Origin of the sequence: Halorubrum sp. ASP1 (assembly GCF_005435135.1) — an archaeon.
Taxonomy (GTDB): Archaea; Halobacteriota; Halobacteria; order Halobacteriales; family Haloferacaceae; genus Halorubrum; species Halorubrum tropicale.
This window is the reverse complement of record NZ_SGUA01000006.1, coordinates 193463-206073: the sequence shown is the minus strand read 5'-3', so window position 1 is coordinate 206073 and position 12611 is coordinate 193463. Positions and strand designations below refer to the sequence as shown.

General features: G+C 71.1%; 13 protein-coding genes. 9 read left to right on the top strand and 4 right to left on the bottom strand.

The window, feature by feature from the left end; translation table 11 throughout:
• Nucleotides 1-248: 248 nt before the first annotated feature.
• The 3 genes from EXE48_RS11165 (at nt 249) to EXE48_RS11155 (ending at nt 4314) form a co-directional block, all read left to right on the top strand.
• A complete protein-coding gene (locus EXE48_RS11165; RefSeq protein WP_137711428.1) occupies nt 249-1304 on the top strand; it encodes an alpha/beta fold hydrolase in 1056 nt (351 codons plus the stop codon).
• Between the two features lie 467 nt (nt 1305-1771).
• On the top strand, nt 1772-3655 hold the full coding sequence (gene gatE, locus EXE48_RS11160; RefSeq protein ID WP_053771442.1) for a Glu-tRNA(Gln) amidotransferase subunit GatE: 1884 nt from the start codon (nt 1772-1774) through the stop codon (nt 3653-3655).
• 107 nt (nt 3656-3762) lie between these two features.
• Nucleotides 3763-4314, top strand: a complete 552-nt coding sequence (locus EXE48_RS11155; RefSeq protein WP_053771441.1) for a phosphate-starvation-inducible PsiE family protein — start codon at nt 3763-3765, stop codon at nt 4312-4314.
• A 45-nt stretch (nt 4315-4359) separates the two neighbouring features.
• Here the strand turns inward: EXE48_RS11155 and EXE48_RS11150 are convergent, their stop codons facing one another.
• Entirely contained in the window at nt 4360-4842 is a 483-nt protein-coding gene (locus EXE48_RS11150) for an Lrp/AsnC family transcriptional regulator (protein WP_053771440.1), read from the bottom strand.
• A gap of 183 nt (nt 4843-5025) precedes the next feature.
• Here EXE48_RS11150 and EXE48_RS11145 point away from each other — a divergent pair, with 183 nt between their 5' ends.
• The gene (locus tag EXE48_RS11145; RefSeq protein WP_137711427.1) at nt 5026-5961 is read left to right on the top strand and encodes a DMT family transporter; all 936 of its coding nucleotides are present in this window, start codon (nt 5026-5028) and stop codon (nt 5959-5961) included.
• 36 nt (nt 5962-5997) lie between these two features.
• Here the strand turns inward: EXE48_RS11145 and EXE48_RS11140 are convergent, their stop codons facing one another.
• On the bottom strand, nt 5998-6564 hold the full coding sequence (locus EXE48_RS11140) for a DUF8526 domain-containing protein (RefSeq protein ID WP_137711426.1): 567 nt from the start codon (nt 6562-6564) through the stop codon (nt 5998-6000).
• A 171-nt stretch (nt 6565-6735) separates the two neighbouring features.
• Entirely contained in the window at nt 6736-7131 is a 396-nt protein-coding gene (locus tag EXE48_RS11135) for a 2Fe-2S iron-sulfur cluster-binding protein (protein ID WP_053771437.1), read from the bottom strand.
• A gap of 96 nt (nt 7132-7227) precedes the next feature.
• Between EXE48_RS11135 and EXE48_RS11130 the strand changes: the two genes are divergently transcribed.
• Nucleotides 7228-8217 (top strand): biotin--[acetyl-CoA-carboxylase] ligase, encoded by a 990-nt coding sequence (locus EXE48_RS11130; RefSeq protein WP_137711425.1) that lies wholly within the window; start codon nt 7228-7230, stop codon nt 8215-8217.
• A 28-nt stretch (nt 8218-8245) separates the two neighbouring features.
• Here EXE48_RS11130 and EXE48_RS11125 read toward each other — a convergent pair whose 3' ends face one another.
• Entirely contained in the window at nt 8246-8782 is a 537-nt protein-coding gene (locus EXE48_RS11125; RefSeq protein ID WP_121599560.1) for a universal stress protein, read from the bottom strand.
• Between the two features lie 123 nt (nt 8783-8905).
• Between EXE48_RS11125 and EXE48_RS11120 the strand changes: the two genes are divergently transcribed.
• From EXE48_RS11120 to ptsP, 4 genes are all read left to right on the top strand, one after another.
• Entirely contained in the window at nt 8906-9163 is a 258-nt protein-coding gene (locus EXE48_RS11120) for a DUF5789 family protein (RefSeq protein ID WP_053771435.1), read from the top strand.
• A gap of 117 nt (nt 9164-9280) precedes the next feature.
• Nucleotides 9281-10483 (top strand): redox-regulated ATPase YchF, encoded by a 1203-nt coding sequence (locus EXE48_RS11115; RefSeq protein WP_053771434.1) that lies wholly within the window; start codon nt 9281-9283, stop codon nt 10481-10483.
• Between the two features lie 68 nt (nt 10484-10551).
• On the top strand, nt 10552-10869 hold the full coding sequence (locus EXE48_RS11110) for an HPr family phosphocarrier protein (RefSeq protein ID WP_053771433.1): 318 nt from the start codon (nt 10552-10554) through the stop codon (nt 10867-10869).
• On the top strand, nt 10866-12587 hold the full coding sequence (ptsP, locus tag EXE48_RS11105; RefSeq protein ID WP_137711424.1) for a phosphoenolpyruvate--protein phosphotransferase: 1722 nt from the start codon (nt 10866-10868) through the stop codon (nt 12585-12587). The genes EXE48_RS11110 and ptsP overlap by 4 nt, the downstream gene beginning before the upstream one ends.
• Nucleotides 12588-12611 lie beyond the last annotated feature (24 nt).

Sequence of the window (12611 nt, the reverse complement as noted above, 5' to 3'; positions counted from 1 at the left end):
TACGTATAGAATATTCCCGAAAATAAATATACAGGATGTGTCGAATGTTCAATTGACGGCGAGTCCCGTTGTGGTCTCGGAGACACACACCAGAGTCGGCTTAGACTTGCGCTACTTCTGTCAGGACCGCCTCACGAGATACAGAGGGTGAGTACGGCAGTCCTGGGGGGACCAGTAGGCAAGCCGTCCACTGGGGACTAGGAGGGAGCGACCCATCTATTGATAACACTTCCGTGCGAAGGAGGAGCATGGACGATACACTCCCTGATTCAGTCGAGTCACGACGCGTCGAGACGGACCGCCTCACGACGAAGGTCCTCGTCTCGGGCGATCCCGACGGAACGCCACTCTGTCTGGTTCATGGGAACGTTTCGTCTTCACGGTTCTGGGCCGGTTTGATGGCCGACCTGCCGGACGACTATTGGGTCCTCGCCCCTGACCTTCGGGGGTACGGCGACTCGGAGACGAAACCGGTCGACGCAACCCGAGGCGTTCAGGATTACACCGAGGATCTGGCGGCCCTGTTCGCAGAGGTCGGGGTTGAGGCGGTAGCGCTGGTCGGTTGGTCCATCGGCGGCGGTATCGCCATGCAGTACGCTATCGACTATCCGGAGACCCTGACGGAGCTGGTGTTGGTCAGCACGATGTCGCCCTACGGATTCGGTGGCACGACCCGCGATGGAACGCCCTGCCAGCCCGATTACGCCGGCACAGGTGGCGGCCTCGCCGACGACGAATTCGTCGAGCGTCTGGCGGAGGGAGACGTTACCGCGGAGGCCGACGCCTCGCCGCGCTCGGTGATGCATGCGTTCTACGTCGGCCCGGACCACGAGTTTGCCTCCGAGACGGCCGACGCCTACGTTGAGGCGATGTGTGCGACGGCCGTCGGCGACGGGAACTATCCCGGTGACGCGGTACCATCCGACAACTGGCCGGGGGTGGCACCAGGCGAGCGGGGCGTGCTCAACGCGATTTCACCGAAGTACTTCGACGCGTCGGGTCTGGCTACCATTGAACCGCAACCGCCGGTCCTGTGGGTCCGGGGCGACGCCGACCAGATCGTCTCGGACACCTCCTTTTTTGACGCTGGCTATTTAGGCCAGATCGGCGAACTGCCCGATTGGCCAGGCGACGACGTCTATCCTCCGCAGCCGATGAACGACCAGACTCGGGACGTACTCGAGGCCTACGCCGCCAACGGTGGCAGTTACAGCGAGGAGACGTTCACGGACGTCGGGCACTCGCCACACATCGAGCGCCCGGAGCAGTTCCGGTCGGTGCTGTTGGAGTTCCTGGGCTCCTGACCGGGCCTATCGACGAGTGGCGCTGTCGGGGGGCTCCGGCATCGCGTGGCGACTCGTGTATCGAGGTCACCAGCGGATCAGTAAACGTGGACCTGTTGACTGATTCGCGCCATGTATTCAGGGAGGCGCTGAGATCATAGTACCGTTCGAGGAGTTCGACAGAGCCGTCGACCTCGGATCGATGGCCGGACCTCCAAAGCCCCCACCCGCCAGTGTTCGGTACGCTCGCTGCGCTCCTCGCTCGCTGTGGTGCCTCGGTCGCCGCGTCCAGCGAGGGACCAGAGGTCCCTCTGGCAGTCTGGCGAACCCGACGACCTCGCGCGTGCCGTCTCGCGACCGCTTTCGGCGGCCGCTCGAAGGCACGCGCCGACGCATCCGTCGTTTATTACCCCGGTCGTCGCTTCTTGCTCCGCATCGCTCGCGCGAACTGCCACCCTTTTAGTCGCGCGCCGTCGGAGTGAGGCGTAATGAGTACGGACGCGACCCCCGAGTACGACTACGAGGAGCTGGGGCTCGTCGCCGGCCTGGAGATCCACCAGCAGCTCGACACGGAGACGAAGCTGTTCTGTGACTCCCCGACCGTCGAGCGCGACCCGGACGAGGCCGACCGGTCGATAACCCGTCAGCTCCACCCGACGAAGAGCGAACTGGGCGAGCTCGACGACGCGGCGATGGAGGAGAGCCGAGTCGACCGCGAGTTCACCTACCTCGCGTACGACACAACCTGTCTCGTTGAGGAGGACGACGAGCCGCCCAGACGCGTCGACGGCGAGGCGCTCTCGGTGGCGCTCCAGATCGCCGACCTGCTCGACCTCTCCGTCGTCGACCAGGCGCACGTCATGCGGAAGCTCGTCATCGACGGCTCGAACACCTCCGGCTTCCAGCGCTCGATCCTCCTCGGGCAGGACGGCGAGATCGAGACGGAGTCGGGGTCGGTGTCGGTCGTCGACCTCATGCTCGAAGAGGAGTCCGCGAAGCGCGTCGAGGAGACCGACGACGGCGTCGTCTACTCGCTCGACCGCCTCGGCGTCCCCCTCGTCGAGATCGGGACGGGCCCGGACATCCGCAGCCCCGAGGGCGCCCGGCAGGCGGCCGAGCGGATCGGCATGCTGCTCCGGTCGACGGGCGCGGTCAAGCGCGGGCTCGGCACCATTCGGCAGGACGTGAACGTCTCCATCGCGGACGGCGCCCGCGTCGAGGTGAAGGGCGTCCAGGACCTCCAGGGGATCGAGGACATCGTCCGCGGCGAGGTCGGCCGACAGGCGGAGCTGCTCGCGATCCGCGACGAACTCCGCGAGCGCGACGCGAGCGTCGGCGACGTCTCGGACGTGACCGACGTCTTCGCCGACACGGAGTCCGGGGTCATCCGCGGCGCGCTCGACGCGGGCGGGAAGGTGACCGCGGTCCCGCTGTTCGGCTTCGACGGCCTCGTCGGCCGCGAGATCCAGCCGGACCGGCGGCTCGGCACGGAGCTGTCCGACCACGCGAAGCGCCACGGCGCGGGCGGCATCTTCCACACCGACGAGCTGCCCGCGTACGGCGTCACCGAGGCGGAGGTCGACGCGCTCCGCGACGCGGTGGGCGCGGGCGAGGGCGACGCGGTCGCCATCGTCGCGGCCGACCCGGAGACCGCCGACCTCGCGATCGAGGCGGCCGCCGACCGCGCCGAGACCGCGATCGAGGGCGTCCCGGAGGAGACCCGCGGCGCGAACGACGACGGCACGACCCGGTACCTCCGGCCGCTGCCGGGCGCCGCACGCATGTACCCCGAGACGGACGTGCCGCCGGTCGAGCCGGACCCCTCCGACGTGGAGACGCCCGAGCTGCTCGACGAGAAGGCCGAGCGGTACGAGGCGGAGTTCGGCCTCGACGCCGGCCTCGCCGAGCAGGTCGCGTTCGGCCAGCGGTTCCCGCTGTTCGAGGCGGCCGTGGAGCGCGGCGCCGAGCCCACCTTCGCGGCGTCGACGCTGGAGTCGACGACGACGGAGATCCGGCGCGACGGCGCGCCCGTGGAGAACCTCACCGACGACCACTTCCTCGCGCTGTTCGACCTCGTCGAGGGCGGCGACCTCGCGAAGGAGGGCGTCCCCGAGGTGCTGACGACGCTCGCCGAGGACCCCGACCTGACGGCGAGCGAGGCGGTCGAGGAGGCCGGGCTCTCAGGCGTGAGCGAGGCGGAGGTCCGCGAGGCCGTCGTCGAGGTCGTCGAGCGCAACGCCGACCAGGTCGAGGCCGAGGGGATGGGCGCGTTCTCCGGGCTGATGGGCGAGGCCATGGGCGCGCTCCGCGGGAAGGCGGACGGCGAGGTCGTCTCCGACGTGTTACGCGAGGAGATCGGGAAGCGGTCGTAGCGTCTCCCGGTCGCCCCCGCTGGGTCACGTTCTCTCGATCGCCCCCGGTACGGCCCCTGCCACTTACTTGTCGGGCGGCCGTGTCTCGATCCGAGAGGTCAGACTCGATGGACGATTCTCCCCCGGCCGACTCCCCGAACGACTCACAACGGACCGACCTGTCGGACGACGCGCCGACGTCCGGCCCCGAGCCGGACCCGGCGGTCGCGAAGACGCGCGGCGACCGCGTCTCCGACGTGACGAACAAGTTCGTCCACGGCGTCGAACTGGCCGCAGCGGCGCTTTTCGCGCTGCTGTTCGGCATCGGCGTCGTCGACCTCGCGATCCAGATCGCCGAGTCGGTCCCCACGGGGGAGATCACCGACCCCAACACCGTCATCAGCTTCATCGAGACCGGACTGCTGCTGCTCATCATCGTCGAGGTGTACGAGACGGTCGTCGCGTACATCGAGCAGAGCGACACCCGCCGGATCGTCCGGCTCGTGATCTACACCGGCGTCATCGCGATGGTCAGGAAGGTGATCATCTTTCGCACCACAGAGTACTCGACCACGCAGGACGCCCTGTTCGCCGCGCTCTCGTACACCTTAGTCGTCCTCGGGCTCGTCGCACTGCTGTTCGTGGAGCGGTCCGTCGGACCGTCGCTCGGCCCCGACTGATCCGCGCAGCGGCCGCCCCGCCGTACTCGGCTCCCGAGCGCCGTGTCACTCCGTCAGCTCCTCGATCAGCGTGTCGATGTCGTACGTCGCCGGGGCGCGCGACTCGTCGCGGAGCGTCGCGATGGTGAACGTCGAGTTCGTGCGCTCGACCTGCGGGATCGCCTCGAAGTCGCTGATCAGCCGCTCGACGGTGTCCGACGAGGAGAGCCGCGCGAGGACGACGAAGTCCGTCTCGCCCATCGTGAAGAACGCCTCCGTGACGCCCTCGACCGCCAGCAGCTCCTCGGCGAACTCCTCGTAGGGGCCCTCGTAGCTGGCGAGCACCTCGACGATGACGGTGACGCCGAGCCCGAGCGCCTCGTGGTCGAGGTCGTACAGGTCGTTCTCGATGACGCCGTCTTCGCGCAGGTTGTTCAGCCGATAGTGGATCGTCGACACCGGGATCCCGGTCTCCTCGTGGAGCCGTTCGGGGCTCCCGGTGCCGAGATCGGAGATGGCCTTCAACAGCCGCACGTCGCGCTCGTCCATACCCCCGGATCGACCCCCGACCGGTTGTATATGTCGACCGACAGGGTTGGAGTCTGCTCTAATATTCGAGCACAGTTAGGTGTTCGAATCGGATCTGATTCGTATGTCTGATTCTTCATTCCAAATGTCGGCTGTTTCGAGAGTATAATTTAACTACAGTCGCGTATTTCGAACGAGTAGCCAGTGAAACTCAGAAACTTCCTCTCTACTCCGGAAGCGATCGTCGCCGCGTTCCTCCTCCTCGCGACGCTGTGGGGGACCTCCTTCGTCGCCATCGAGGCCGGCCTCCAATACTTCCCGCCGCTGCTGTTCGCGGGGGTCAGGTACGCCGTCGCGGGCGCGGTCGTGCTCGGCTACGCCGCGGTCGCCGCGGACCGGTGGACGCCGCGGGGCCGCGACGAGTGGCTCGGCGTCGCCGTCGCGGGGACGTTCGTGATCGCGGCGTACCACGGGCTCCTCTACCTCGGCGAGGTCCGGATCTCCGGCGCGGTCGCCGCGGTCGTCGTGAGCCTCTCTCCGGTCCTGACGGCCGTCTTCGCGGCCGCGCTCCTCCCGAACGAACGCCTCGGCCCCGTCGAGATCGGCGGGTTCGCGCTCGGCGTCCTCGGGGTGGCCGTGGTCGCCGACCCGGCGGCGGCCGGGCTTGGCAGCGCGGCGGTCGTCGGCGTCGGCCTCGCGCTCGCGGGCGCGGTGGCCTTCTCGCTCGGCGCCGTCCTGCTGCGACCCCTCCGCACCGACCTGCCGATCGCCGCGCTTCAGGGGTGGGCGATGGTCATCGGGGCGGGCCAGCTCCTCGTCGCCGCCGCCGCGATCGGGGAGTCGCCCGCCGCGGTCGTCTGGAACCAGACGTCGATCGCGTCGCTCGCGTACCTGACGCTGCTGTCCGGCGTTGTCGCGTTTCTCCTGTACTTCGCGCTGCTCGACGCGGTCGGCCCGTCGCAGCTCCACCTCGTCGGCTACGCGGAGCCCGTCGTCGCCGCGGTCGGCAGCTGGCTCCTGCTCGGCCACCTCGTCGACGCGTCGGCGCTCGTCGGATTCGTCGCGATCCTCGCCGGCTTCCTCGTCTTGGAGCGCCGGGAGATCGCCGACTACGTCGACGCCGATCGCCTGACCGGATAGCGACCGGCGGAAAGGCCCTGCGCCGTCAGCGGGGATTCACCCCTCGATGTCCCGACTCAGCCCCGCGCGGAGGTCGCGGCCGAAGTAGTGCCCCAGCAGCGCGAGCGCCAGCCCGACGCCCCCGCCGACCGCGACCAGCGGGAGCCCCCACTGCGAGAGGTAGTCGATCCCGATGGGCAGGAAGCCGACGCCGAGGACGCTCGTCACCGCGCTGGCCGCGCCCGCCGCGCCGCCGGCGACCCCCGTCTCGACGTACCGGCGCGTCGAGAGCGCCAGGCCGAGGAGGAACGAGGCGACGAACACGCCGCCCGCGGTGCCGATCGTTCCCCCGATGAGCGGTATCAGCCCGCCGACGAACACGCCGACCGCGACGGTCGCGAGCGCGAGCCCGAACGACTTCGCCGAGAACCACCGGCCCGAGACGCCGACCCTGCCGGCGTCCCCGGCGTTCCCGGCGCTCCGCGCGCCCGGTTCGGCGGCCGCGGCGCCGCCGGCGTCGGCGTCGGACGCCCCCTCGCCGCCACCGAGGTCGTCGTCGAGGAGGTCGTCGAGGTCGTCCATCGGGTCGTCGTCGGACGACTCGCGCTCCTTGGAGGGTTGCATACCCGACCGTTCGGGCCAGCGGACTTGGCTTTTGTGCCGCGACGGCAGCCAGAAGGCCCCCGATCACCGGGCCGAACGCCCGCGACGTCCCTTCGGAACCCCTCGACGGGCCGCCCGTGTGACGCGGTACCGTTCGCCGTTTCACCGGAAACGAGGTGTGGGGCCCGGGCGTCAGCCGCCGTCCGGCTCTCCGTCGCCCGCCTCGGACCGCCGCCCGCCCCACACGCGCTTGTCGACGAGCGACACCGTCATCGGGCGGTCGACCGCGATCTGACAGGAGAGCCGGGGGTAGCCGAACCGGTCGGCGAGCCGGTCGTGCCAGTGGTCGGCCGGCGGTCCCTCTCTGACGCGGACGCCGCAGGTCGCACAGATCCCTCGTCCGCCGCAGTTGAGGCGGCGGGTCGCGGCCGCGTACGGCGACAGCCCGGCGTCGAGCAGGACCCGGCGGAGGTTCCGTCCCCGCTCCACGTCGAGGTCGACGCGCTCGTCGCCGTCGACGACGACGAGCGACACGGTTTCGCTCCCGGCCTCCGTTCGGTCGTCGCCGTCGCGGTCCACGTCGGTCATCGGCGGTCCTTCGCGCCCCGGACACAAAGCGTCGGGGACCCGACGCGGCGTTCGAGACCCGGAACGGCTTTCGGCCAGGCCGCCGGATCGGGGCGTATGGACACGCGGCGCGCGCTGCTCGACGCCCTCGCGGCGGACGACGACCCGGTCTCCGGGCCCGCCCTCGCCGAGTCGCTCGACGTCTCCCGGGCGGCCGTCTGGAAGGCGGTCGAGGGGCTCCGCGAGGAGGGGTTCGCGGTGGAGTCGACGTCGGACGGCTACGTCGCGCCCGACGACCCGGGCTACTCCGGGCCGGGCATCGCGTTCGGGCTCGACGCCCCTTACTCGGTGGAGTACCACGACCGGGTCGGGTCGACGAACGAGCGGGCCCGCGAGCTCGCGGGAGCGGACGCCGCGGACGTCGCGGTGGTCGCCAACGAGCAGACGGGGAGCCGGGGGCGCCTCGACCGCGAGTGGGTGGCGCCGAGCGGCGGCGTCTGGCTGTCGGTCCTGACCCGCCCCGACGTGCCGACCGCGCGGGCGCCGCTCTTCACGCTCGCGGCCGCGGTCGCGACGACCGACGCCGCCCGCCAGGCCGGCGTCGACGCGCGGATCAAGTGGCCGAACGACGTGCTGGTCGGCGACGGGACGCCCGAGGAAAGCGCCCCCGCGTCGGATCTCGGCGGCCGCGGCGGCCGGAAGCTGGCGGGGATCCTCACGGAGATGGAGGGGGAGGCCGACCGCGTCGGCTGGCTCGTCGTCGGCGTCGGCGTCAACGCCAACCTCGACCCCGAGACGCTGCCCGCGGGCGCGACGTCGCTGTCGGCCGAGCGCGGCGCCCCGGTCGATCGGCGGCGGTTCGCCGCGACGCTGCTCGAACGCTACGCGGAGCTCACCGCGTCGCCCAGGGCGCTCGACGGCGTCCTCCCGGCGTGGCGCGAGCGAGCGAGCACGCTCGGGCGGCGCGTCCGCGTCGAGGCCGCCGACGGCGTCGTGGAGGGCACCGCCGTCGACGTCGCCGAGCCTGGCGCGCTCGTGGTCGACACCGACGAGGGCCGGCGGCGCGTCCACGCGGGCGACTGCGAACACCTCCGCGGCGCGGAGTGAGGAGAGCGGCCGAGCGCGAGCCTCCTCCCTATCCGGTCTCCGTCGCGTCCGAGACCGCCCCCTCGGCGTCGGTCCCGGCCGTCTCGCCCGCCGTCGCCGACTCGGCGGCGCTCGGCGGCTCCTCCCCGTCGCCGATCCGGACCGTCAACACCGGAATTGACGAGCCCCGCACGACCTTCTCCGCGACGCTGCCGAGGAGCAGTCGGTCGATGCCGCCGCGGCCGTGAGTGCCCATCACGACGAGGTCGCAGCCCGCCTCCTCGGCGTGGGTGATGACCTCGCGGCTGGGCGACCCCTCGACGACGACCGTCTCCACGTCCACGTCGCGGTCGGCGGCCAGTTCGCGGACCGTTTCGAGCGCCGCCTCCCCGTCGTCGTACAGCAGGTCGCCGACGCCCTCCCATGTCGTCTCCATCGGCATCCCGGCGTACCGCGCGGTGTCGACCACGTAGATGGCGCGGACCGAGGCCCCGTGGACCGCGGCGAGGTCGAGCGCGTGGCACACCGCCAGCTCCCCCTCCGAGGAGCCGTCGGTCGGGACCAGGATCCGGTCGTATAGGGGCATGTTCACATGACTCATATCGCCGACGACGGATAACCTTTTGCGGTTCTTGCCGGTTTCTCGCCGTCGCCCCGCCCCGGCCGCGACGGGGCGCGCGTTTATGCTCCGTCCCGTCGAGGGGACGGTATGTCCGACGAGATCACCCTCTCCCGGCTCGAACCGACGCTCGAAGATCACGCGTACCCCGCCGATCGAGACGCGCTCGCCGAGGCGTTCGCCGGCACCACGGTGTTGTTCGCCGACGGCGACGCCGACCTCGGCGACCTCCTCGCCCACGTCGATCAGGAGACGTTCGAGAGCGCCGACGACGCGCACGCCGCGCTCCAGAACGTCCTCCCCATCGAGGCGCTCGGGGAGCCGGGCCAGTCCGACGGCGACGCCTGACGAGGGCCGCTTTCTCGCTCCCTCGTCACCGTTCGCACGCCGCGGTCCCTCGTCATCGAGTCCCACGCCACGGCGCGTCTCGCATCGCTTTTTACCGCGGATCGCGGACTGGCGGTAATGAGTTACCGGATCGGTCTCGTCGGCAAGCCCTCGGTGGGGAAGTCGACGTTCTTCAACGCCGCGACCATGAACGACGTGCCGGAGGGGGCGTACCCGTTCACCACCATCGACCCGACCGTCGGCGAGGCGTACGTCCGCGTCGACTGCGCCGCCCCTGAGTTCGACGAGACGTGTACGCCGAGCGTCGGCGTCTGCCGCGAGGGGACGCGGTTCGTCCCGGTGAAGCTCGTCGACGTGGCCGGGCTCGTCCCGGGCGCCCACGAGGGGCGCGGGCTCGGCAACCAGTTCCTCACCGACCTCAACGAGACCGACGTGCTGATCCACGTCGTCGACTTCTCGGGGAAGACCGACATCGAGGGCGAGGCGACGGAGGGCCACGACCCCCGCGAGGACATCGACTTCCTGGAGGAGGAGTTGGACGCGTGGTACCTCGACGTGCTAGAGAAGGGCCTCGAGAAGTACGAGACGCGGTACCAGGGCGCCGACGCCGCCGTCGAGGAGGAGCTGGCCGAGCAGATGTCCGCGTTCGGGACGGACAAAGACCGGATGAAGCGGACCATCCTCGCGCAGGGGCTCGAACTCGACCCCGAGACGTGGGACGAGACGGACAAGGTCGAACTGGCCCGCGAGATCCGCAAGCGGACGAAGCCGATGGTGATCGCGGCCAACAAGATGGACACCCCCGAGGCGCAGGCGAACTGGGAGGAGATCACGTCGGACCCCGACTACGACCACCTGTCCTTCGTCCCCGCGAGCGCTCACGCCGAGAAGGCGCTGAAGAACGCCGACGAGGCGGGCGTCGTCGACTACACGCCCGGCGCGGACGAGTTCGAGATCGTCGGCGACGTCTCCGGCGAGCAGGCGGCCGGCCTCGATCGGATCGGCGAGTTCGTCGGCGAGTACGACGGCACGGGCGTCCAGGGCGCGCTCGAAGCCGCCGTCTTCGACGTGCTGGGCTGTATCGCGGTCTTCCCCGGCTCCGCCAACGGGAGCAAAGACGAGAAGGGGGTCTTCCGCGACTGCTTCATCCTCCCCGAGGGCTCCACGACGGAGGACTTCGCGTACCACATCCACTCGGACATCGGCGAGGGGCTCCTCCACGGCACCGACTGCCGGAGCGGCCGACAGGTCGGGACCGACCGCGAGCTCTCCCACCGCGACGTGATCGAACTGGTCTCGACGAAGCAGGCGGCGCCGTAGTCGCCCTGCGCCGCCGGCCCGCCCGCCGCCCCGATCAGCTATTACCCACCGGGGCCCAACCGGACCGCATGGAACGGACCGTCACGGTCGAACCAGAGGCCGGCCTCCACGCGCGACCCGCCTCGAAGCTGGTACAGACGGCGAACCGATTCGACGCCGACGTGTCGATCGGTCGCGCCGACGACGGCGACGGAGGCCTCGTCCGCGCCGACAGCATGCTCTCCGTCAGCGGGCTGAACGTCGGGCACGGCGAGTCGGTCTGCGTGGTCGCCGAGGGGCCCGACGCCGAGGCCGCACTCGACGCCGTCTGCGACCTGCTCACGAGTCCGGTTGAGGAGGCGGACGAGTCGGGGACCGACGGCGGCGACGCGGAGGACGCGCCGTGAGGACGCTCGCCGGCGTCGGCAGCACGCCGCGTGCGGGGGTCGGGACGACGCGCTGGTACCGTCCCGAGGCCGACCTGACGCTCCCGGACCGCCCCGACCCGGCGTCCGTCGACGCCGACGCCGAACTAGACCGGTACGAGGCGGCGCGGGACGCCGTGCGAGAGGCCCTACGCGACGCCCGGGACCGGGCGGCCGAGCGCGTCGGCGAGGAGGAGGCCGCGGTGTTCGAGGCCCACGAGGGGTTCCTCGACGACCCGACGATAATCGAGGACGTCGAGGCCGCGATCCGCGAGGGAACGCCCGCGGAACACGCCGTCGCGGACCGGCTCGACGAGGCCGTCGCGCAGTTCGAGGGCATGGAGGGGCGGATGGCGGAGCGCGCCGACGACCTGCGCGACGTCCGCGATCGGTTGCTCCGCGCGCTCCTCGCCGGAGACGGCGGGGTGTCGACCGCCGCCGCGGACCTCGCGGCCCTCCCCGACGGGACGGTCCTGCTCGCGGAGCGGCTCACGCCGAGCGACACCGCAGCGCTCGACCCCGAGGCGGTCGCCGGGGTCGCGACCGTCGAGGGGGGTCGTACCTCCCACGCCGCGATCATCGCGCGGTCGCTCGCGGTCCCCGCGGTCGTCGGCGTCGGCGAGACGCTCGAATCGATCAACGACGGGGAGACGGTCCTCGTCGACGGCGAGGCCGGCGAGGTCGTCGTCGATCCCGACGAGGCCCGCCGCGACGCGGTGCGGGAGTCCGGTCCGGACGCGATCCCCGAACGCGTCGCGACCGCCGACGGCCGGCCGATTGCGGTCGCCGCGAACGTGGGCGGCGAAGTCGAACTGGCGCCGGCCGCCGGGCGCGGCGCGGACGGGGTCGGACTGTTCCGGACCGAGTTCCTCTTCGTCGACCGCGAGGCGCCCCCGACCGAGGACGAGCAGTACGAGGCCGTGACGGCCGCGCTGTCGGCGTTCCCCGACGACCGCGTCGTCGTCCGGACGCTCGACGTGGGCGGCGACAAGCCGGTCCCGTACCTCGACCTCCCCGACGAGCCGAACCCGTTCCTCGGGCGGCGCGGGGTCCGGCTGTCGCTCGACGAGCACGCGGACCTCTTCGAGACGCAGCTCCGCGCGCTGCTCCGCGCCGCGGCGACCGAGGACGGCGACGGGCTCGCCGTCATGTTCCCGCTCGTCACGCGCGTCGAGGAGGTCGAGCGCGCGGTCGACGCCGTCGAGTCGGTCGCGGCCGACCTCGCCGACGAGGGCGTCGCCCATGTGGTCCCCGAACTGGGTGCGATGATCGAGACGCCCGCGGCGGCGTTCCTCGCGGACGCGCTCGCCGACCGGCTCGACTTCCTGAGCGTCGGGACGAACGACCTCGCGCAGTACGTGATGGCGGCCGACCGCGGCAACGACGCCGTCGCCGAGCACCACGACCCGCTCCACCCGGCGGTGCTGCGCGCGCTCGACCGCACGACGGCGGCCGCGGAGGGGAGCGACGCCTGGGTCGGGATGTGCGGCGAGATGGCCGGCGACCCGGCGCTGACGGAACTCCTCGTCGGGCTCGGCTTCGACGAGCTCAGCATGAGCGCCGTGACGGTGCCCGAGGTGAAGGCGCGCGTCCGCGAGGTCGACGCCGACGCCGCGGCGTCCCTCGCGAACGAGGCGCTCGCCTGCGAGACGCGCGGCGAGGTGCTGGACGCGCTCGGGCTCGGCGAGCGCGACGCGTAGCCGACTCGGAAAAACGGGCCGGAT

Excerpts from the sequence above, each read along its gene's own strand:
- EXE48_RS11165 (WP_137711428.1), top strand. The coding sequence starts at position 249 with ATGGACGATACACTCCCTGATTCAGTCGAGTCACGACGCGTCGAGACG.
- gatE (WP_053771442.1), top strand. The coding sequence starts at position 1,772 with ATGAGTACGGACGCGACCCCCGAGTACGACTACGAGGAGCTGGGGCTC.
- EXE48_RS11155 (WP_053771441.1), top strand. The coding sequence starts at position 3,763 with ATGGACGATTCTCCCCCGGCCGACTCCCCGAACGACTCACAACGGACC.
- EXE48_RS11150 (WP_053771440.1), bottom strand. The coding sequence starts at position 4,842 with ATGGACGAGCGCGACGTGCGGCTGTTGAAGGCCATCTCCGATCTCGGC.
- EXE48_RS11140 (WP_137711426.1), bottom strand. The coding sequence starts at position 6,564 with ATGCAACCCTCCAAGGAGCGCGAGTCGTCCGACGACGACCCGATGGAC.
- EXE48_RS11135 (WP_053771437.1), bottom strand. The coding sequence starts at position 7,131 with ATGACCGACGTGGACCGCGACGGCGACGACCGAACGGAGGCCGGGAGC.
- EXE48_RS11130 (WP_137711425.1), top strand. The coding sequence starts at position 7,228 with ATGGACACGCGGCGCGCGCTGCTCGACGCCCTCGCGGCGGACGACGAC.
- EXE48_RS11125 (WP_121599560.1), bottom strand. The coding sequence starts at position 8,782 with ATGCCCCTATACGACCGGATCCTGGTCCCGACCGACGGCTCCTCGGAG.
- EXE48_RS11120 (WP_053771435.1), top strand. The coding sequence starts at position 8,906 with ATGTCCGACGAGATCACCCTCTCCCGGCTCGAACCGACGCTCGAAGAT.
- EXE48_RS11115 (WP_053771434.1), top strand. The coding sequence starts at position 9,281 with ATGAGTTACCGGATCGGTCTCGTCGGCAAGCCCTCGGTGGGGAAGTCG.
- EXE48_RS11110 (WP_053771433.1), top strand. The coding sequence starts at position 10,552 with ATGGAACGGACCGTCACGGTCGAACCAGAGGCCGGCCTCCACGCGCGA.